Origin of the sequence: Chryseobacterium sp. CFS15 (assembly GCF_031118795.1) — a bacterium.
Classification (GTDB): domain Bacteria; phylum Bacteroidota; class Bacteroidia; order Flavobacteriales; family Weeksellaceae; genus Chryseobacterium; species Chryseobacterium indoltheticum.
Genome location: NZ_JAVHYL010000007.1, coordinates 127,414 through 146,456 on the forward strand (window position 1 = coordinate 127,414; position 19,043 = coordinate 146,456).

Below are 19,043 nucleotides of genomic sequence, written 5' to 3' on the forward strand. Positions count from 1 at the left end.
TATACCACAAAAGAGGCTATCTCAAAGGTGAGACAGCCTCTTTTTGTTTATCAGCTCAAAGTCGGAAGACTTCGCACAGCGGGGTTCTTTACCATTGTACTTATAATCTTTATACGAACCGCCAAAAAATGCATTTCCTGTTTTCAAATGATTCATCCCAAAAGGATAATAATCATTAGCATCTGTAATCTCAGGAACATCTTCGCTTTCTACTAAGCTCACCATTATCTGCCACACGATGCCATCTTGCGGTAGCGGAGGTAATAATCATTCGCATCTGTAATCTCAAGACACCTATCCTTTAGTTCAGCCCTATTGTTTCCCATGATAAAATCGTGTGAGAGCGGGGGCTTACTTAAATTGTATTTCTAATCTTGTATTATTATTCCTAAAGTATTTATTATTTTTATCGCATATAATTGGATTCGTATCTCCCATCGAAATAATCTCAATATTGGAATTATTAATATACTTACGTAAACTTTTTTTCAATGCATCTGAATAAGCTTTATTCAATTTTGAGTTGCCCAGAAAATAATTTATATAAATTTTCACTTTTCCATCAGAAGACTCGGTAAATTTTTTAAATTTTATAAGCTCATCATTATTAAAAAAACGTCCATCTCTATTTTGAAGCATATCAATCACTACTAAATCGCCTGTTTTTAAACTATCCACATAACCATAACGAATATTTTGTCCAAAACAAGAACTGATGTAATTAGTGAAAAGAAAAAAACTAAAACACAAGAAAAAAATGTTATTTTTTCGGTAAATTCTTAATAGCACTTTCATGAAAAATAGTTGTTTTATTTGTTATTTTTGGAGGATTGTATTTAATCGTATTTTCTTTTTTAATCGTAAATCCCCCATGTTACAGAAAATGATTTTTCACCATTTATAATCATTGAAGATTTCGCATTCCAATTAACATCAGAACCTTAAGAAAATAACAAAAATGATATTAAATATATTAATTTTTCCATTTTTCTTACTTTTTATGATAACCATTCTTTATTGAAGTAACTTCTTCTTGATTATAGTAAACTGTTTTCCTAGGATTGTACATAAATAGGGTTACTGTTCTTGGAAAGCTAGAGCTACTTTTTTTATCACCTTGAGATACATTGTGCCGGGTAATCTCGATTTTTCAAAGTCGTTCCCATTCCGTTTAGCCAGCTCAAAGTCGGGAGACTTTTCATAGCGCCCCCCCAAATTATTTTATCAACCAAAAGTCACAAACTTTACACAGGTAGATTTTATTCTCAAACTGATTAAGCTATAAAGTATTATGTAGTAACAAAGCCACTTGGTAGCTTTGTTACTGAGGGTTTAAATTAAATTCACAAAATCGTTATGATTATATTTGATTCTCCCATTTGTTTGTAATTCTCATCATTTATTTTTAATAAAGACTCCTGACAACCATTAGCAAAAATATCTTTAACAATGATACCTTTGCGTTTAAGAATCAGATCCAAACTTTTTTTAAGAGATTCTGTTATCCTAATACTATATGTGGGGATATTGCTATAACAATAATTAATTTGAATCTCAACTTCAAAATTCTTTTCTTTTATTCTTTTAAGAAAATCTACTAAATTATCTAAAGTTGGATTTTCACTATATAAAAATCTTCCATCAGTATTATATGGTAAATTTGAAATTATTTTATCATTTTTTTGATAAGAATTACTTTCAATAATACCGAAAAAAACTTTATTCCTGCTGTTCTGACCATTAACATTTATAAATACACTAATGGTCAATAAGAAAAAAAATATTTTCATTTTTTATTTATTTTAGGTAAATTTTTGATGCCAATATTGTGGAAAACACTGGTCGCAGAATTAATTGTAGGCTTTCTATAAGAAACCTTACCATCTTTAGTAATTGAGAAACCATATTTTACCGTAAAACTTTTCTTTCCACCTATTATCATAGAATTTTGAGCATCCCAATTAACAATACCATTAGAGTTTGGACGTCTTTGAGGATCATCGGAAAAATCTGTTAATGATGGATGATTAAAATATTCACTTTTTGTAGGGTCGGGATTTCCGAACCCATTATCAACTCTTTCTTCAGCTTTTTGTTTAAAATCTTCTAATCCTATATTTGAATCAAAATTAGGGACATTAGATTTAAAAGTTTGAAACCAGCCAGAATTTTCTTCATCATCTGTAAATGCTGGTGAAAAACTCATTTGAATATTTGGACCGACATTTCCTCCTTCAGCATTTTTGTAACTATCATTCCATTGATCCATATAAACAGTACCATCTCCATTTGGTAGTGTATAAGCTCTGGAGTCATCCTTATCACTTACATACGAATAAGAGCTTTCTTTACCCTTATAATTCGTTTTAAATTCTTTTTGACTGTTAGTATTATTATCCCAAAATACATTTCCTGATTTCTTATCTTTAATCCAACCTAACCCCTCCATTCCTGTTGGATCTATATAATTGACTGAATTTTGAAATGTATAAGCATATGGAGTCCATTCTGGATATTTCTCCGCCAGCGGATCCACAACACCCCATCTTCCAATATCCGGCATATAGAATCTCGCTCCATAGTCATACATGCCGCTTTCCTGAAGTTCCTTCCCGTTGTACTTATAAGCTTTATACGAACCGCCAAAGAAAGCATTTCCTGTTTTCAAATGATTCATCCCAAAAGGGTAATAATCATTAGCATCTGTTATTTCAAGAATACCAAAACTGTCTCTACCAAAACTCACCCTTGCATTTCCTAAATGATCTTTATACTGGTAAATATACTGATCTTTCTGGTAATCGTAAAAACCTTCTGCCGTTGGGAAAAACTGCAAGTCCTGTGTTTTCAAAATGGCAGCAATTCCACCAATAGGATTGATTATTCCCGGATCTGAAGGCTCAATAAGATCCTCGAGACTGAAGGCTTCCATCTCCATTGCTCTCCTGGTTTCTACCGGTGCTGCAAGTAATAATTCTACATCTCCCGGATCGCCACCGCCGCCCAATGTTTCCACTTTTGTATTCTTGTATTGGAATCCGTCGAGATAATCGGTAACGTCAGTGGTAACAATAGCATGATACTGTACTCACCGTATTTCCCCTAACCTTTGAGCCTTCCACACGATATGTATGGCTAATTATAACTAAATCCTATTCCGTCTCGTTAATCGAGGTTTTTTTGGCTTATTTTGATTCATACTTTTCAATGTTATAATATCCACCGCCATAATCGTTCATTGTAATTACATATCCATTTAAAAACATTTCGTAAAGAACTGTTTTTAAACTTGACATATTAGGTAATTCTTTTGGAATCAATATAAAAGATTCTTGTTCTGACTGCAAATATCTTTTTTTTATATTTTCAATATTCATATTTGATATGCTTTTATCAATATCATAAATATTTAAAAAATAACCTTTATTCTTATATATATATCGATATTCTCTATTTTTAATAGATTACTCTTCGTAAATAAGTCTGTTAAAAAAGCATTTAAGTTATTTTTATAAGTTTCATCATAATGATCTTGATAAAGTTTATATAAAAAAGTTATATTGGTCTCTATAAGTTTATCATCGTCGGTTTTGAAATATAAATAATAATTAAAGTAAGGGGAAGGCAATCCATTTTCTATAGAAGAGAGTCTCTCTATAAATTCTGGATTTGCTTTTTCATTTTTGCATGAATAAAATATTAATCCGAAAGAAAAAATTAATATCAGGTATTTTATTTTGTATCTCATAACTATAATATTATTTTTTCTTTTTATCATCTTCTGGCACATTATAATTTAGCGGGGTATGATTAATAGGTATACCTCCATAAGTTGTTCTTGCCGGTAATTTTTCTATTTTTCGTGCTTCATTTTCAGTTTTTACAGCCCTTTGTTCAGATGGGTTATCCGCATCACTTGTATTGGTTGCATCGGATTGGTTATTAGTATCTTTATCATACTGGTGTTGCATTTCGTGAGCTACTGTACTTAAATCAGAATTTGGAACACCTTCTGTTTTCTTAAATCTATCTTTTTCTTCCTGACTTGAAAGATTAAATATAGTTTGAGAACCTCCGTCTGGAGTTCCTTGTACACCTGACCCTTGATTTGGAGTTTGGGGGTCAAAAATATAATGCTTATTCTCACTGTTTTCAAGATGATGCAACATTGCTTTTAGAACTTTGCTATCTGAATGCTCAATTTTTCTATAAGCTCTTGCCAGTCTAAATAAATTTTGACTTACTTTATCTTTTCTACCATCGTATTTTTGTCCTTTTTTATCTCCATTTAAATAATAAAAATTCCCTTTATTATATTTTAAATGTACTTGGTTTTTTTCATTTACCATTTGTACAAAAATAATATCTCTTCCGTCTGGGTCAATGTAATTGATTGGATTGTCTACAGCATAGTTATAAGACGACCATCTTCTGTATTTATCTGCCTTCTCGTCTACCACTCCCCATCGTCCGATATCAGGCATATAAAATCTTGCACCATAATCATACATTCCGCTTTCCTGAAGTTCCTTACCATTGTACTTGTAAGCTTTATATGAACCGCCAAAAAATGCATTTCCTGTTTTCAAATGATTCATCCCAAACGGATAATAATCATTAGCATCTGTAATCTCAAGAACACCTGCGTTGTTTTTTCAAAACTTATTCTTGAGTTTCTTAACAATTAATTCTCTCTCACTAGCTCTGATACATTACCAAATCCACCTAGTATAGTTATTTTTTTACTGAGTTAAATTGCTCTTTTGTAATTATTTTTTTTTCCAACATTTTATTAAGGTAAAATAAAGCTTCTTTTTTATCACTGATGGGTAACTTGCTTATATCCACTTGAGATAAATCTTTATAAGGATTTATATTATTTTTTTCACACAAGGCGTTAAAATAATGTAAAAAAGCTTTTTTATAATTATATTCTTCAGCCATTATTTTTGAATAGTACATTAATGTATCTGTTCTTGCTTCCTCATTAGAATCCATTAAATGATAGAAGAGCTCAGTGTATGCCACAGTATCTCCTTTAGTTTTAACAAGATTTATAATGCTATCATAATTTGAGATAGAATTCATTGTAATAATTTCTTCACCACCTTTAGGTTGATACTGTTGATTTTTCTTTTGACAAGAAAAATGAAATAAAAATATTAATATAATTACATAATTTTTCATAATTTATCCTACTTATCTAATTAAATAATCTGTCCCATAAGTTTCTTTGGTCTTTTCCTTCAGGCTTTGTATTTCCTGGCTGTTGTTTTATTCTTTGTCCATTTTGAAAAGAATTCCAAGAACCAAATATTCCTGATGAAATAGGTTTCTCACCTTTTTTAACATCACCATTATGATTTGCGTTTTTTGTTCCAACTGGACCAACCTCTTTTCCGAAACCAAAACCATCTCTTTCATCCGGAGCAATTATTGTAACCCCTTTCATCTCTTTTGAATCGGATATTTTAGAAGCTACTGGATCTATAACATTTCCTATTTTATCAAGTGTATATCTTCCTACTCTACAAGAGTGTAAAACAACGGTAAAGCCGTCTTTACTTTCAGAATTTTTCCATAAATCGCTACCTTGATTTAAAACATTATTAAGATCGCCACCATCATTAATTGTTGTTTCTCCTTTATATGTTTCATTATATAACGCCGCAGGATTTCCGTGAGCAAAAACATGCACAGTTTTAGTGTTTGGATTATCTTTATAAAGGCCACTATTTGCAGCTTTAGTTATAGCTTCATTCTTTTTGACATCTTTGAATAAAATAACTTCCAAGCCTTCGAGTTCCCTTCCATCAATAACTCTATTTTCTGAAAAATTATAATGCGATTGATAAGCATACTTTTCAGAAAGCGGATCAATATTAAAGAATCTACCAACATCTGGCATATATTCACGCCATTTAAACAAGTAAAAACCTGTTTCCTGTAATTCCTGCTCTTGAAATTTGTAATTTTTATACGAACCACTTCCAAAGAAAGCATTCCCTGTTTTCAAATGATTCATCCCAAAAGGATAATAATCATTAGCATCTGTAATCTCAAGAACATCTTCGTTTTCTACTAAGCTCACCATTATCCGCCACACGATGCAGTCGTGCGGTAGCGGGGAATTGGCTTTCTTGTTGATTACTTTTTCTTTTCCTTATATCGTGTAAGAATCAAAACTCCTTCGTAATTATCACGCTTTGTTCCCTGTAATATAATAGTATCACTATTATAAAAAAGAATTTTCCTTTTGCTTTTGTTATAGTTTTTAGTTATAGGATTAAATATAGATTCAATACTAATAACAGAATCATTGATAATAAACCATTTTTCAGGATTATACATATCGTCCTTCGGTATGGTATCTAAATTCTTGGTCGTAGAATTATTGATATATTGAATCTGTCTTCCGTCTTTAAAAAACTCTTTTACTCTATAAGGGTAGAATGAATGATCTTCATCAATACTATAAGAATACCATTTCCTACTTGTTTCTCCAGTAAAAACTGATTTTATTTTATCTTGTTTATTTTCTTTACATGAAAAAAATAAAACAGTAATTATAAATAAACTAATCGCGGGGATTTTTAATGTCTTCATATGGTTTTGCTGGATAAGTGCTGTTTCCTACACTAACTGTTATTGTTGTACTTGTTGGTAAATTATTTCCTCCGTTGTATGCAGTAATGGTCACACCTCCTGTATTTCCTGTACTACTATTATTATAATCATTAATCATATTCATATGATTAGTACCATAACTAGATTCTTTTTCTGCTGCATTAAGTACCCGTTGACTAAAACTTGCAGCTTGCCCGTAACGATATGCTTGGGTTGTCTTGCCAAAGTCAGGATGCCTAGCTTCATTTAAGTACACCTTAGAATGTAATTCAAAGCTGTAATCACCTTTTTTACTTTCATTTTTATGCCCAAATTTTCCTCCTTCATGATTCAAGGTAGATCTGATATTGTAAGCATTATTGTAAGTGCCATTACCTAAATCTTTAATATTAAAGAAAATATTACCCCTATCATTATTATATGCAGATCCTCTAGATCCTTTATACACGCCCGTGTGTCCAGATATACCTTTTGCACTTGCATAATGTGATAATAAATTTGATACCGCTTTGGTTGTTCCACGAGTGCTGTAATCTAATTGAGATAAACTTGCAGCTCCTGTATTACCTTTTAACTGAGATAATTTTGTGGCAGAGCTATTAGTATGTACAACAACATTGTTTGTTTTCTTATTATCGGTTCCAATATAACGTCCATATTTATTAAAGTGATCATCAGCGGGAGCTCTTCCATCCGGATCAATAAATCTGATTGGATTATTAAACGCATAATTAAATGGACTATGACGAGTCATCTTTTCCGCCAGCGGATCCACAACACCCCATCTCCCAATATCGGGCATATAGAATCTTGCACCATAATCATACATTCCCGTCTCCTGTAACTCCTTTCCGTTGTACTTATAAGCTTTATATGAACCGCCAAAAAAAGCATTCCCAGTTTTCAAATGATTCATCCCAAAAGGATAATAATCATTGGCATCGGTTATCTCAAGAACACCTGCGCTGTTTTTACCAAAGCTCACTCTCGCATTTCCTAAATGATCTTTATACTGGTAAATATACTGATCTTTCTGGTAATCGTAAAAACCTTCTGCCGTCGGGAAAAACTGCAAGTCCTGTGTTTTCAAAATGGCAGCAATTCCACCAATAGGATTGATTATTCCCGGATTTGAAGGCTCAATAAGATCCTCCAGACTGAAGGCTTCCATCTCCATTGCTCTGCTGGTTTCTACAGGTGCGACAAGCATTAATTCTAAATCTCCCGGACCGCCGCCTAACGTTTCTATATTTGTTTTTTTATACTGAAATCCGTCCAGATAATCGGTAAGCTCCGTAGTAATGGTCATATTCTGAAAACCTGTTACCGTACTTACCGTAGTTTTCCTAAGCTTTGAGCCATCTGCACGATAAGTATGACTGACATCAAAAGGAGAATTAAAGCCCATATTGATCTCATTGGGAAGGTTCAGAAAATTGTATTGTATTGATGAAATACCTTTTCCAGACATGCTGAGCATATTTCCGTTCAGATCATAATTAATAGGATAAGTCGGAGGATAATTCTCATATCCTGTCTGGTTTTGCGAACTGTCGGTAATTCCCGTAAGCTTATTTCCTCCTTCAGCGTAAGTGTAGGTAAGATCGTCGATTACCGTTGCCGTATTGGTTCCGTAGCTTACTACCGAAGTTCTGTATAGATTGGTAATGTTTCCATTCAGATCATAATCTAAAGATTCTGTATTCTCTTTGCTGTTAGGATTATTCGGGTTTTGGTAATATCCTGCCAGTAGCCTGTTGAGTCTGTCATAAGCATAGCCGTATCTTTCAGGCGTCGTGGATGGATTTTGTCCTATCACCTCCACAGCTCTCCAGTCTACCTTGGCAATGTTTCCGTTGTATTTTGCTTTTACATCTTTCCATGAAACTGGGTAGAGCTGGGATTTTCGATTCCTTCTTTGTGATTGTATTTTATGTTATAAGAAAACAGTTTACCTCCCAAATTGCCCAAAGCCATCTGGTCTTTATTGATATGGGTCATCCAGCCACGGATATTGTAGGTATAATTGATGCTTTGAAGAGTATTTCCTACCTTTTTATTGGCTAGCTGAGACAGCTAGTTGTAACTGTTTTCGGCAAGCAGCTCTTTGTATTGTTGTCTGATGATAATGCTGCAAAAGCCTGTTTTGGGCATCATACACAAACCGTTCTTTTACGGCTATTCCTGATTCACCCTCTTTTCTCAGGGTAACCTTGCAAAATGCGAGGTTTTTATCTTCAACGGAACGAGCGAGACGCTCGCGCCAGGGATATTAAAAATTAATATAAAGCACGAACTTTTTTAAAATACTCCTGAACAATATTCTTATTGTCTGTAAATATATAGGGTATATTTGATTTGCTTACCTCATCATAAAGTGTTATTTCAGAAGACTCAACTCTAAATAAGTACATCGGCTTTTTAGCAATTAATTTTTGTTTTAAAAACAAAGACATTATTTGTGTATTCTTATCAATATATAATGAATCTACCTGTACTGAATCTTGATTCGCAAAATATACATTTCGTATTTCATAGTTATAGCGAATAGAATAACTGCCTATGCGATTAGGATTAATATTTTTGTTTTTCTCGAACCAAGGTAAAAACATATTAAGATCATTCTGTCCAACAATATAGGTCATTTGTATGTTGTGATTTTTCACAGCTGCCAATTTTAAAACCATATAAGGAGCAATGGTAGCTTCTTCTTTAAGCCTTCCTTTTGTATCAAAAAGCTGAATTGAAGGAGCTCCGTCATCAGTGGTATATCTAACACGTACTATATCTGTTTTGCCCGCACTTATTTGATAAGAAAAACCAACGCCCTCAAAATTATTAAAATTAGAATTTCTACAAGATAGAAATAAAAATAATAGCAAAAGTAGAACGATGTTTTTTATTTTGAACCCCATATTATTTTACTTTTCGTTTTTAATCCTTGAAGTGTTGTTACGTTTTCATAACCTAAACGTTGAAAGAAATTTGAGTTAGAATCTTCACCATATGTAGGTGAGCCAACTTTTTGAGCTTGATTTTTCCAGTAAGAATTTTTAAAGAAAAGACCCCATTTACTATTACCTGATAAATTAAAACCTCCTGCATTCAACATAAAATCAATTTTGGATTGCCCCGTTAATGAAGCAGCTCTACCTGCTGCGAAATTTCCAACATCTCTAGCTGACACATACACACCTTCTGAAATTTGTGACCCAGCATATAAACCGCCTCCATTTTGGCTTTTATAATCATATTTATCACCATTTCCACCATTCATAGCATAGTTTTGCCTTGCTGTAAAACCTACGCCAAAATTGTTTTCAAGGTCTTTATTAATTTCATTAGTAAAGTTGTTCAACCAATCTCTTGCTTGATAAGAACCAAAATTTATTTTACCTGCTGATCGACCATTTCCATCGAACTCTGTAAAGGAATTCCAAACTAGTGTAGACCCCATTTTTTCCCCATCTCCAGAGGTATTATTTTTTGAATACTTTTGATTAAGTTCCTGTTTAGTCTCTTCGGAATTACCTTCATGTCGATAAACTCCTAAGTCCCCATCATTATAAACCGCAACGACATTTCCAAATTTATCTGTATGAGTGCTTTCTGTTCCACGACCATCTGGATCAATAAAAAGAATAGGATTATTAGCAGCATAATTAAAAGGGCTAGAGTTATTATATATTTCCGCCAACGGATCTACAACACCCCATCTCCCAATATCCGGCATATAAAATCTCGCTCCATAATCATACATTCCGCTTTCTTGAAGTTCCTTCCCGTTGTACTTGTAATCTTTATACGAACCGCCAAAGAAAGCATTTCCTGTTTTCAAATGATTCATCCCAAAAGGATAATAATCATTAGCATCTGTAATCTCAAGAACACCAAAATTGTTTTTACCAAAACTCACCCTTGCATTTCCTAAATGATCTTTATACTGGTAAATATACTGATCTTTCTGGTAATCGTAAAAACCTTCTGCCGTTGGGAAAAACTGCAAGTCCTGTGTTTTCAAAATGGCAGCAATTCCACCAATAGGATTGATTATTCCCGGATCTGAAGGCTCAATAAGATCCTCGAGACTGAAGGCTTCCATCTCCATTGCTCTCCTGGTTTCTACAGGTGCTGCAAGCAATAATTCTACATCTCCAGGACCGCCACCGCCGCCCAATGTTTCCACTTTTGTATTCTTGTACTGGAATCCGTCGAGATAATCGGTGACCTCAGTGGTAAGAATAGCATTATGGTAACCCGATACTGTACTCTCCGTATTTTTCCTAAGCTTTGAGCCGTCTGCACAATAGATATGGCTGACATCAAAAGGAGAATAAAAACCCATATTGATCTCATTGGGAAGGTTCAGATTATAAAAGATTTAATTTATATGCAATATATGTGAGACCCAAAAACAGCAAACAAAATATAATAAGCCCTATGAAAGAATTGTAAAAACCTTGACCAAAACCATGTATTTCTTCCTTGTCACTTGCAAAATCCTCTCTTTTCAAATTATTATTAAAAATCCTGAAAAAATAATATCTTGTATTTAAACCTAAAATTTGGGTAATTAGTCCCCCGAATATTATTTCAAGTAAAGTCATAATACTATTTTATTAATTAAATTGAGGTCTATAACCTACATTTTTATTCAACCAATTCCGAATAGGACTATTTGGTTTTGCGGCATTTACAGCACCTGTAACAACAGGTCGTGTTATCATCCCCTTTCCGACAGTGCCATTCACAAAATCTACTCCTCTGTTTAAAGTATTATTTATTACTCCTCTGGCTCCAGTGGCAGGACCAAATCTGCTTAGAACACTCAGCCCTTCAGGCATAAGAGAGTTAACAGCTTTAGCCCCTTTTGCATATGGAGCAACTGTAGCTATCGTATTCACTAAAGCATCCGCTTATTAGTAATTAGGTGTACCATCCAAATTTCTATAATTTCCTCATAAAGGGTTTGACCATTTGAGTCTTTCCATAAGTCCTCCATTATAAATCCGCGAGATCGGGAGAAGTTATAAAAGATGGAATACATCTAACATATAAACTATTCCAAAAGATAAAAAGAAAAACACTATAATCCCTATAAAAAAATTATAAAGACTTTGTCCTAAACCATTTATTTCTTCCTCATCATTTACAAAATCCCCCTTCTTTAAATTCTTATTAAAGAGCTTGAAAAAATAATATCTAGTATTCAAGCCTAAGAATTGAGTAATAAGTCCTCCGAATATTATTTCCAATAAGTTCATAATATTGTTTATTAATTAAACTGAGGTCTGTAACCTACATTTCTCTTTAACCAGATACGAATAGGGCTATCCGCCTTTGCAGCATTTCCGGCACCTGTAACAATAGGCCGAGCGATCATTCCTTTTCCTACTGTACCATTTACATAATCCACCCCTCTATTTAAAGTATTATTTATCACTCCTCTTGCACCGGTTGCAGGCTCTAATTTGCTTAGTATACTCATCCCTTCTGGCATAAGAGAGTTTACAACTTTAGCACCTCTTGCATAAGGAGCAGCTGTAGCTACTGTATTTACTAAAGCATCTGCCTGCTGATAATTAGGTGTACCATCCAGATTGCCATAATTTCCACCCAATGGATTTGACCATTCTGGTCTTTCCATAAGACTTCCATCGAAAATTTGTGCAGTAACGTAAGTACTATTAGCTATTCCATATAAAAACTTTGCAAAGAAATTATTTGAACCAGCCCATTTCTCAGTTAAATCTAACTTTTGTTCACTCATAAATGTACCAGATGGAGCATTAACTGTAGTTCCCGCACCTGTAACAAACGTATTGTTTATACCGGAACCATCAGAATTATTAGTTACTGAACCGCCTTCATTTAATGTGTAACTATATCCTCCGGCACCCAAAAATCCGTTACTTGAAATTGTAGCGGAAGCAGAGACAGCAGTTACATCTTGATAACCCGCAGCTTCTGCCTGAGCAACCGTTTGTACATTTGGATTGTAAGTCCATGTCGATGCTCCATTAACGTTTTGCCTAATCCAATCAGTTCCTTGTCTTCCATCGGGGTCAATAAACATTATTGGATTGTTGTAAGCATAGTTATAAGGGTTCCATCTTCTTGAAGTTTCAGCAAGCGGATCTACAACGCCCCATCTTCCAATATCCGGCATATAGAATCTCGCTCCATAGTCATACATCCCAATCTCCTGCAACTCCTTTCCATTGTACTTGTAAGCTTTATACGAACCGCCAAAGAATGCATTTCCTGTTTTCATATGATTCATCCCAAACGGATAATAATCATTAGCATCTGTTATTTCAAGAACACCTGCGCTGTTTTTTGCAAAACTAATTCTTATCTGCCACACGATACAATTGTGGGAGCAAAGGGAATATTCATTTGTTTTTATCACAATCGCTTTCCATAAAAATCTGGGTTTTATTTAAATCTTTAATAAATCTTTTATCCACAAAATAAAGCGCTCTTTCATCAATTATTGACTGTCTTCCTCTTTCAATATTAGATATATTTTGATCTGCTTTCTCAAAAAATGAATCAAAAAAATCAATAATTTGCTTATCTTTTTCTTCACCCAAATCAAAGATTATTAAAGATCCTTTATAATTGTAAATCTTAATTCTCTTAGATAGATTATCGTTGTAATCCATTTTTGCAAAGCCAAACAGATATTGACTGTCACATCTTTTAATTAAGCTTAATTCAAAAAAAACAAATTTTTTTTCGGCAATTATCTTTTCTATATAATTGTAAAATTCTTCCTTTTGATGATTCTGAGCAGAACATCCAAAGCTCAATAAAAGAATACATAATAAGGCACCTAGTTTAATCTTTTTTAAATTTTCCTTCATAAGCTTTAATTATTTGAGAGTTATTATATATGATAGTTGTATTATGCGCCGGAACATATATGAAATTGATAGCTTTAGGAGCAGATTCAGCAGAAACTCTATCTCCTACATTTGTCTTATTCATTACCTTAAAAGTGTAACCATTTTCTTTTGTTGGAAATTTTGACATCCTAAACCCACTAGGATTTAAAGGTCCCGAAACTTGTGCGGGGCTCCATGTCCCTGGATGTAAATGTCCATCCAATTTGACATTATCGCCACCATATACAGGGGATACAGAAGATTCATTTCCGGATGTATAAACCACTGTATTGTCCGTACTTCCAATATCAGCAGTCTGGATACCAAATTCGGATTCAATATCTCCTGCCTTCATCCAATCACCTACTTTATTAAAATATTCCAATCCTTCTGCTTCATTCTGTCCAAAATCCATATATTTATCACCTTCCTGATTGTATCTGTGTTGATTTTTAGACACATAGCCTTTTTCTCCAATCTCATATCCCCCATCATTACTTTGTTTTAACTTTCTGTCGTTTCCTTCTCCTTCGAAATTTTTGGATGTATAGATAACATCTGTTTTAGAATCTTCTCTCCACTCCAAATTTCCATTTTTATCCATTTCATAGATGTCTTCATTTCTTCCATCTGGGTCGATGAAACGAATAGGATTATTATATGCATATCGATAAGTTGACCATTGTGTGTCTAATTCCGCCAGCGGATCCACAACACCCCATCTTCCAATATCCGGCATATAGAACCTTGCACCATAATCATACATTCCGGTCTCCTGCAACTCTTTACCGTTGTACTTATAATCTTTATACGAACCGCCAAAGAATGCATTTCCTGTTTTCATATGATTCATCCCAAAAGGATAATAATCATTAGCATCTGTAATCTCAAGAATTTAGCTCAGCCTTATATCTTCCAAAATAAAATAGTGTGAGAGAAGGAGATATATTAAGAAGATATATCTAAATAATTAGAATATAAGATATGCCAATATCCTTTTTCTTTATTGTAATAAATATAGATAAAATGATATTTATTGCTATTATTAATTATAACCCCTTTTTTTTTATCTAATAAAATTAAAAATGAGTTTTTCTTATTTTCACTATTTAGTAATACTTGATCACCAGTGTAATTAGTTGTGGGATTAGTTGTTACATTGTTGAAAGATATATACTTTTTATATTTATTTTTTTTAAAATTAAAAATATCTACTTCTCCCATATCATATATATCAAGCAAATTATTTTTAAACTTTCCTTTAAAGATTATAACTGTAGGATATAATAAACTATCTATCTTCATAACTTTAGTATATTCCTTAAATGAACTTCTTGAGTAAGCATCAATAATTTCGTCTTCAAAAGATGTTCTTACCGGAAGAAAACTAATTTGCTTTTCTTCTTTTTCTGAAAGAATTTGACTTTTAGAATATGAAATACAAAAAATAAAAATTATTAATAAACATTTTTTCATTCTACAGGTATTTTAGGATTATTAATTATTTTTTCGATCTGTTTTGGAGTTATAGTAATATTAGTTCCACCTGGGACAGGAAATGGACTTTCTTGCGCAGAAGAGTTCATAGCATTTGCTTCTTGGATTTCTTTTTCTAATGGTACAGTAGAATTTTTCTCCCATGAATGTGGCAAACCACCACTATGACCTAGTTCGTGAACTGATCGTTGCCCAATCTGTTCCAAATCTGCTAAATCACCATTACTATTAGTGGTTATTACTACTTCTATATTATTAGTTATTGGACTGTCTGTAAAAGCTAACCCTCCAATCATTGATGTAGTAAAGCCTTTAATTCTGCCTTTTTCATCTTTAATCGGAACTGATGTTTTACCAATAGGATCTGACAGACTTGTCACAAATTGTTTAGAGGGATCCGCATTCTCATTGAATTCGTAAGAATAGGTGGCCTTCACGCCATTGACAGAATAGGCTTTTTCAAAATCCGATTTCATCCTCTCTGCAATTGGTACTAAATTACCTTTATATGATGACTGATTTCTAATTATTGCGTGATTATGTATGGACTTACCATCTGTAGATTTAGACCATTCCAAACCTTCGAGTTCCCTTCCATCAACAACTCTATTTTCAGAGAAATTATAATGCGATTGGTAAGCATACTTTTCACTCAAAGGATCTATGTTAAAAAATCTTCCTACATCCGGCATGTAATTTCTCCACTTAAAAGAATAAAAGCCCGTCTCTTGTAATTCTTGTCCTTGGTACTTATAAGCTTTATACGAACCACTTCCAAAGAAAGCATTTCCTGTTTTCAAATGATTCATCCCAAAAGGATAATAATCATTTGCATCTGTAATCTCAAGAATTTAGCTTAGCCTTATTATCTTCCGCAATAAAATTGTACGGTAGCGAGGGAAAAATTATTTTACGATTTCACCATTTGATTTAAATTTTATCTGAAATGTATTTTCTCTATTATTGATAACCTTTTTTATATCTTGTTCTTTTCCAAGTTTTTTAATAACATCTTTTCCATCTTCTGCGAACGAAAAATATTCATCAGAATAAAAATAAAAAGGAATCAATTCTCCTTCTAGAAATATAGCTCTATTACTATGTTGCAACCAAAAAGCTTCCGAATCATTAGAAACTGTATTTAAATATAATAAATAAGTATCAGAATCTCCCTTTTCAAAAACTATACATATTTTTTTGTTAGCTCCTTTTCTTTTTTGAACTTCTTTGTAAAGTATTTCTTTTACATTAGATGGAAGAAAATATATTATACTTGGTTTGATTTTTTGTGTTTGGCAACTTACTATTAATAGCAGAAGAATTGCCATTGCTAAATATTTTTTCATTATGGATTTTTTTGTTTATCTACATGCATTCTTAAAGCATCTTGACCAATGTTCTGGCTATTTGTAGTACTAATATTTTTAGTTTCTACTCCGTTTGGCATTACTCTATGAATTGCATTTCCATTTGTTTGTATTCCCTTATATGAGTCAACAGCGTGGATAGGTATGCCATAGCTGTTTGATGTGTTTTTATCAATTGTTGATGTCCCTGAAATATTTGTTTTGTTAGCTTCCTGCGTTAAGTTATGTGTATGTACTTGTTAAAGCGATTAAACTAGTTCCTGTAAATGTCTGCTTGATAACATTTCCTGAATTATCACTTCGAGAATCTATAGACATACTTGTTTTTCCATCTGTCCCATCTGCTCCTCGCATTGAGGTTACTTCTGCTGTTGGAACATCTCCTCTTGTAACTTCTAGACCTACAAAAACTTGTCGCTCTTTTGTCTGATCAGCAATTGTTTCATTATTAGCATTATTGATATCTGAATTTATTTGAGTATTATTTACTGTCACTACGGAGCTAGCTGCTTGCAAAGCTTGTGTTGCTGGAGCTGACAAAGATCCTCCATTATCAGAGCTTATAGTGTTCCAGTCAGTTCTATTGATAACTCTTACATTTTTAGTTGCAGGTGTAGCAAACATTCCATCAGGGTCAATAAACCTAATCGGATTGTCCCAAGCATAATTGTAAGGACTGTAACGGGTCATCTTTTCAGCAAGCGGGTCTACAACGCACCATCTTCCAATATCCGGCATATAAAATCTTGCACCGTAATCATACATTCCCGTCTCTTGGAGTTCTTTACCGTTGTACTTGTACTGATAATTAACCTCGCATTTTGCGAGGTTTTTTTATTTATCTGCTCAAAGTCGGGAGCCTTTTTACTGCGGGGAGACTATCAATATAACATAAACCTTTCAAGTTATCAGACCTGTATATGTTATCCATACCCCTCTCTCTACAGATCTCTGTTTGTTTATCAAATTTTATACAGTCTGGAACAAATTCAAGAGGGCTGCCTGTTGCTACATTTTTAGGTATGTAATCTTCCGGTATAATTATTCTATTAAGATTAAATAAATTATATTTATCTCCTAACTTAATTGTCTTACAATTAGTAATTACTTCTTTCTTTGAGACAACTTTATAGGTTTTTTTCTCAAAACTTAAGTATACTAAATAATAATTATTAATTGAATCAATTTTGAAAACAGTATACTTTGGTTTATCATCAACTTCAATTTTCTTGCTTACATGATTACTCACACAGCCAAACTGCAATGCTAAACAACAAAAAATAGATAAAAAAAACATTTGTTTTTTAATATGGTGTAAATGTTCCATTTGGATATTTTGTAAAAATTATGTTACCACTTGAAATAAATTGGGCACTCTTCACATTATTGCCTGCAGGTCCAAATGAAAAGCCAGCTGGATTCCGAAGGATTATCCCATCGTTTGTAATATATTGAATCTCAATACTCCCTCCTGGTTGCTTAACAGCTGCGTTGTGAGCCCTAGAATAAACACTTGCGGGATTTGCTGCATCAGCCTGAGTTGCAGCACCTACATAATTACTCTCGGCTTTAGATATTAAACTCCCTTCATAAGCTTCTGAAACTTCGTGCAATACACCCTCTCCAGGTTTACTGGCAAAATCGCCCATCCTTCCTAATATTTCAGGATTAATTGCTTGTTCTGCTGTGACTACTCCAGTAGCTGCATCTAAAGAGTTTCCTAAAAATGCACCTCCATTATGTGTTATACCAGTACTTGTAGTAAGTGTGTTTTCAGCAGCTACATCAACTAAAACAGAATGATTGTTTATGATTTTAGCAACTTCGGCAGCATTCCCAGATAAAGCTCCTGTAGAATTTTGAGTATAACGAACATTTCCACTTGTATCCCTTGATAGTGTAATGTCAGAGCCTGCTGATTTTTGCAATTCTTTTAAAGCTTTATCTGCTGATCCACCATTTATACGAATATCAGTAGCCTCTCTACCATCCGGATCGATAAAACGAATAGGGTTATTAAAAGCATAATTGTAAGGACTATGTCTCGTCATTTTCTCAGCTAGCGGATCTCCGACTCCCCATCTTCCAATATCCGGCATATACATTCTCGCGCCATAATCATACATTCCCGTCTCTTGGAGTTCTTTACCGTTGTACTTGTACTCTTTATAAGAACCGCCAAAGAAAGCATTTCCTGTTTTCAAATGGTTCATCCCAAAAAGGTAATAATCATTAGCATATGTAATCTCAAGAAACTTTACAATTAGAACCCATCGAAAAATTAAGCTGTCTTTTTATAGAAGCCTACAATTGTTGAAGTGCATCTTGATTTTTAATCTCATGGATTGCAAATCCGCGAGATCGAGTTCTAATCTGTATAAATAGGTTCTCTATTTGTATATAACACATCTAGCGTATTTCTCATTCCAATAAAAAGAATGCTGTATTTCTTATTCATAGATAATTTATATCTTTCTCTTTCATATTTTACATAAATAAATTTTACATTTTCATTTAATGCAAATTCTAAAACTTTTGAATTTCCACTTATTTTTGTATTGATACTTTCGTTGATTTTAGAACCTTGGAAAATTATCATATTATCATTCGTTTTAATAGAAATTTTCTCATTATTGATGTCATTATCATATAATTGAATCAT

25 protein-coding genes and 1 pseudogene are annotated in these 19,043 nt (G+C 33.2%); all 26 read right to left on the reverse strand.

The features are described from left to right. Positions 1-21: 21 nt before the first annotated feature. On the reverse strand, positions 22-222 hold the full coding sequence (locus OH814_RS12715) for a hypothetical protein (protein ID WP_308828396.1): 201 nt from the start codon (positions 220-222) through the stop codon (positions 22-24). A 129-nt stretch (positions 223-351) separates the two neighbouring features. Beyond that, positions 352-795 carry a hypothetical protein gene (locus OH814_RS12720; RefSeq protein ID WP_308828397.1) on the reverse strand — a complete coding sequence of 148 codons (444 nt, stop codon included), beginning with the start codon at positions 793-795 and terminating at the stop codon, positions 352-354. Between the two features lie 548 nt (positions 796-1,343). After that, positions 1,344-1,790, reverse strand: coding sequence for a hypothetical protein (locus OH814_RS12725; protein ID WP_308828398.1), 447 nt, complete (start codon positions 1,788-1,790; stop codon positions 1,344-1,346). After that, positions 1,787-3,016 carry an RHS repeat-associated core domain-containing protein gene (locus OH814_RS12730; protein ID WP_308828399.1) on the reverse strand — a complete coding sequence of 410 codons (1,230 nt, stop codon included), beginning with the start codon at positions 3,014-3,016 and terminating at the stop codon, positions 1,787-1,789. The genes OH814_RS12725 and OH814_RS12730 overlap by 4 nt, the downstream gene beginning before the upstream one ends. Before the next feature lie 393 nt (positions 3,017-3,409). Further along, positions 3,410-3,748, reverse strand: a complete 339-nt coding sequence (locus tag OH814_RS12735) for a hypothetical protein (protein ID WP_308828400.1) — start codon at positions 3,746-3,748, stop codon at positions 3,410-3,412. Positions 3,749-3,758: 10 nt separating this feature from the next. Next, complete coding sequence (locus tag OH814_RS12740; RefSeq protein ID WP_374990571.1) at positions 3,759-4,598, reverse strand: RHS repeat-associated core domain-containing protein; 840 nt, start codon at positions 4,596-4,598, stop codon at positions 3,759-3,761. Positions 4,599-4,734: 136 nt separating this feature from the next. Further along, positions 4,735-5,187: a hypothetical protein gene (locus OH814_RS12745; RefSeq protein ID WP_308828401.1), complete on the reverse strand. Its 453-nt coding sequence runs from the start codon at positions 5,185-5,187 to the stop codon at positions 4,735-4,737. Between the two features lie 16 nt (positions 5,188-5,203). Beyond that, complete coding sequence (locus tag OH814_RS12750) at positions 5,204-6,091, reverse strand: RHS repeat-associated core domain-containing protein (protein ID WP_308828402.1); 888 nt, start codon at positions 6,089-6,091, stop codon at positions 5,204-5,206. A 56-nt stretch (positions 6,092-6,147) separates the two neighbouring features. Then, positions 6,148-6,606 (reverse strand): hypothetical protein, encoded by a 459-nt coding sequence (locus OH814_RS12755; protein WP_123886617.1) that lies wholly within the window; start codon positions 6,604-6,606, stop codon positions 6,148-6,150. After that, the gene (locus OH814_RS12760; RefSeq protein ID WP_308828403.1) at positions 6,578-8,452 is read right to left on the reverse strand and encodes an RHS repeat-associated core domain-containing protein; all 1,875 of its coding nucleotides are present in this window, start codon (positions 8,450-8,452) and stop codon (positions 6,578-6,580) included. The genes OH814_RS12755 and OH814_RS12760 overlap by 29 nt, the downstream gene beginning before the upstream one ends. A 44-nt stretch (positions 8,453-8,496) precedes the next feature. Beyond that, positions 8,497-8,628 carry a hypothetical protein gene (locus OH814_RS12765; protein ID WP_308828404.1) on the reverse strand — a complete coding sequence of 44 codons (132 nt, stop codon included), beginning with the start codon at positions 8,626-8,628 and terminating at the stop codon, positions 8,497-8,499. Positions 8,629-8,906: 278 nt separating this feature from the next. Beyond that, positions 8,907-9,542 carry a hypothetical protein gene (locus tag OH814_RS12770; RefSeq protein WP_308828405.1) on the reverse strand — a complete coding sequence of 212 codons (636 nt, stop codon included), beginning with the start codon at positions 9,540-9,542 and terminating at the stop codon, positions 8,907-8,909. Next, the gene (locus OH814_RS12775) at positions 9,527-10,972 is read right to left on the reverse strand and encodes an RHS repeat-associated core domain-containing protein (RefSeq protein ID WP_308828406.1); all 1,446 of its coding nucleotides are present in this window, start codon (positions 10,970-10,972) and stop codon (positions 9,527-9,529) included. The genes OH814_RS12770 and OH814_RS12775 overlap by 16 nt, the downstream gene beginning before the upstream one ends. Before the next feature lie 25 nt (positions 10,973-10,997). After that, positions 10,998-11,234: a hypothetical protein gene (locus tag OH814_RS12780; protein WP_308828407.1), complete on the reverse strand. Its 237-nt coding sequence runs from the start codon at positions 11,232-11,234 to the stop codon at positions 10,998-11,000. A 12-nt stretch (positions 11,235-11,246) separates the two neighbouring features. Next, the gene (locus OH814_RS12785) at positions 11,247-11,531 is read right to left on the reverse strand and encodes a hypothetical protein (protein WP_308828408.1); all 285 of its coding nucleotides are present in this window, start codon (positions 11,529-11,531) and stop codon (positions 11,247-11,249) included. Between the two features lie 123 nt (positions 11,532-11,654). Then, complete coding sequence (locus OH814_RS12790; RefSeq protein WP_308828409.1) at positions 11,655-11,891, reverse strand: hypothetical protein; 237 nt, start codon at positions 11,889-11,891, stop codon at positions 11,655-11,657. Between the two features lie 11 nt (positions 11,892-11,902). Continuing rightward, positions 11,903-12,994 (reverse strand): RHS repeat-associated core domain-containing protein, encoded by a 1,092-nt coding sequence (locus tag OH814_RS12795; RefSeq protein WP_308828410.1) that lies wholly within the window; start codon positions 12,992-12,994, stop codon positions 11,903-11,905. Between the two features lie 28 nt (positions 12,995-13,022). Further along, positions 13,023-13,496 carry a hypothetical protein gene (locus OH814_RS12800; protein ID WP_308828411.1) on the reverse strand — a complete coding sequence of 158 codons (474 nt, stop codon included), beginning with the start codon at positions 13,494-13,496 and terminating at the stop codon, positions 13,023-13,025. Then, positions 13,471-14,370, reverse strand: a complete 900-nt coding sequence (locus OH814_RS12805; RefSeq protein ID WP_374990572.1) for an RHS repeat-associated core domain-containing protein — start codon at positions 14,368-14,370, stop codon at positions 13,471-13,473. The genes OH814_RS12800 and OH814_RS12805 overlap by 26 nt, the downstream gene beginning before the upstream one ends. 95 nt (positions 14,371-14,465) lie before the next feature. Continuing rightward, a complete protein-coding gene (locus OH814_RS12810) occupies positions 14,466-14,993 on the reverse strand; it encodes a hypothetical protein (RefSeq protein ID WP_308828412.1) in 528 nt (175 codons plus the stop codon). Beyond that, a complete protein-coding gene (locus OH814_RS12815; RefSeq protein ID WP_308828471.1) occupies positions 14,990-15,865 on the reverse strand; it encodes an RHS repeat-associated core domain-containing protein in 876 nt (291 codons plus the stop codon). Before OH814_RS12815 ends, OH814_RS12810 begins: the two co-directional genes overlap by 4 nt. A 54-nt stretch (positions 15,866-15,919) precedes the next feature. After that, positions 15,920-16,360, reverse strand: a complete 441-nt coding sequence (locus OH814_RS12820) for a hypothetical protein (RefSeq protein ID WP_308828413.1) — start codon at positions 16,358-16,360, stop codon at positions 15,920-15,922. A gap of 645 nt (positions 16,361-17,005) precedes the next feature. Beyond that, a pseudogene (locus tag OH814_RS20650) lies at positions 17,006-17,188 on the reverse strand (RHS repeat-associated core domain-containing protein); the annotation flags it as partial. Positions 17,189-17,219: 31 nt separating this feature from the next. Beyond that, positions 17,220-17,708: a hypothetical protein gene (locus OH814_RS12830; RefSeq protein WP_308828414.1), complete on the reverse strand. Its 489-nt coding sequence runs from the start codon at positions 17,706-17,708 to the stop codon at positions 17,220-17,222. Further along, positions 17,686-18,663, reverse strand: coding sequence for an RHS repeat-associated core domain-containing protein (locus OH814_RS20655; RefSeq protein WP_374990575.1), 978 nt, complete (start codon positions 18,661-18,663; stop codon positions 17,686-17,688). The genes OH814_RS12830 and OH814_RS20655 overlap by 23 nt, the downstream gene beginning before the upstream one ends. A gap of 86 nt (positions 18,664-18,749) precedes the next feature. Then, the gene (locus tag OH814_RS12840; RefSeq protein ID WP_308828415.1) at positions 18,750-19,043 is read right to left on the reverse strand and encodes a hypothetical protein; all 294 of its coding nucleotides are present in this window, start codon (positions 19,041-19,043) and stop codon (positions 18,750-18,752) included.

Excerpts from the sequence above, each read along its gene's own strand:
- OH814_RS12780 (WP_308828407.1), bottom strand. The coding sequence starts at position 11,234 with ATGACTTTACTTGAAATAATATTCGGGGGACTAATTACCCAAATTTTA.
- OH814_RS12800 (WP_308828411.1), bottom strand. The coding sequence starts at position 13,496 with ATGAAGGAAAATTTAAAAAAGATTAAACTAGGTGCCTTATTATGTATT.
- OH814_RS12790 (WP_308828409.1), bottom strand. The coding sequence starts at position 11,891 with ATGAACTTATTGGAAATAATATTCGGAGGACTTATTACTCAATTCTTA.
- OH814_RS12740 (WP_374990571.1), bottom strand. The coding sequence starts at position 4,598 with ATGAATCATTTGAAAACAGGAAATGCATTTTTTGGCGGTTCATATAAA.
- OH814_RS12735 (WP_308828400.1), bottom strand. The coding sequence starts at position 3,748 with ATGAGATACAAAATAAAATACCTGATATTAATTTTTTCTTTCGGATTA.
- OH814_RS12720 (WP_308828397.1), bottom strand. The coding sequence starts at position 795 with ATGAAAGTGCTATTAAGAATTTACCGAAAAAATAACATTTTTTTCTTG.
- OH814_RS12840 (WP_308828415.1), bottom strand. The coding sequence starts at position 19,043 with ATGATTCAATTATATGATAATGACATCAATAATGAGAAAATTTCTATT.
- OH814_RS12770 (WP_308828405.1), bottom strand. The coding sequence starts at position 9,542 with ATGGGGTTCAAAATAAAAAACATCGTTCTACTTTTGCTATTATTTTTA.
- OH814_RS12725 (WP_308828398.1), bottom strand. The coding sequence starts at position 1,790 with ATGAAAATATTTTTTTTCTTATTGACCATTAGTGTATTTATAAATGTT.
- OH814_RS12820 (WP_308828413.1), bottom strand. The coding sequence starts at position 16,360 with ATGAAAAAATATTTAGCAATGGCAATTCTTCTGCTATTAATAGTAAGT.
- OH814_RS12745 (WP_308828401.1), bottom strand. The coding sequence starts at position 5,187 with ATGAAAAATTATGTAATTATATTAATATTTTTATTTCATTTTTCTTGT.
- OH814_RS12830 (WP_308828414.1), bottom strand. The coding sequence starts at position 17,708 with ATGGAACATTTACACCATATTAAAAAACAAATGTTTTTTTTATCTATT.
- OH814_RS12805 (WP_374990572.1), bottom strand. The coding sequence starts at position 14,370 with ATGAATCATATGAAAACAGGAAATGCATTCTTTGGCGGTTCGTATAAA.
- OH814_RS12765 (WP_308828404.1), bottom strand. The coding sequence starts at position 8,628 with ATGACCCATATCAATAAAGACCAGATGGCTTTGGGCAATTTGGGAGGT.
- OH814_RS12810 (WP_308828412.1), bottom strand. The coding sequence starts at position 14,993 with ATGAAAAAATGTTTATTAATAATTTTTATTTTTTGTATTTCATATTCT.
- OH814_RS12775 (WP_308828406.1), bottom strand. The coding sequence starts at position 10,972 with ATGGGTTTTTATTCTCCTTTTGATGTCAGCCATATCTATTGTGCAGAC.
- OH814_RS12755 (WP_123886617.1), bottom strand. The coding sequence starts at position 6,606 with ATGAAGACATTAAAAATCCCCGCGATTAGTTTATTTATAATTACTGTT.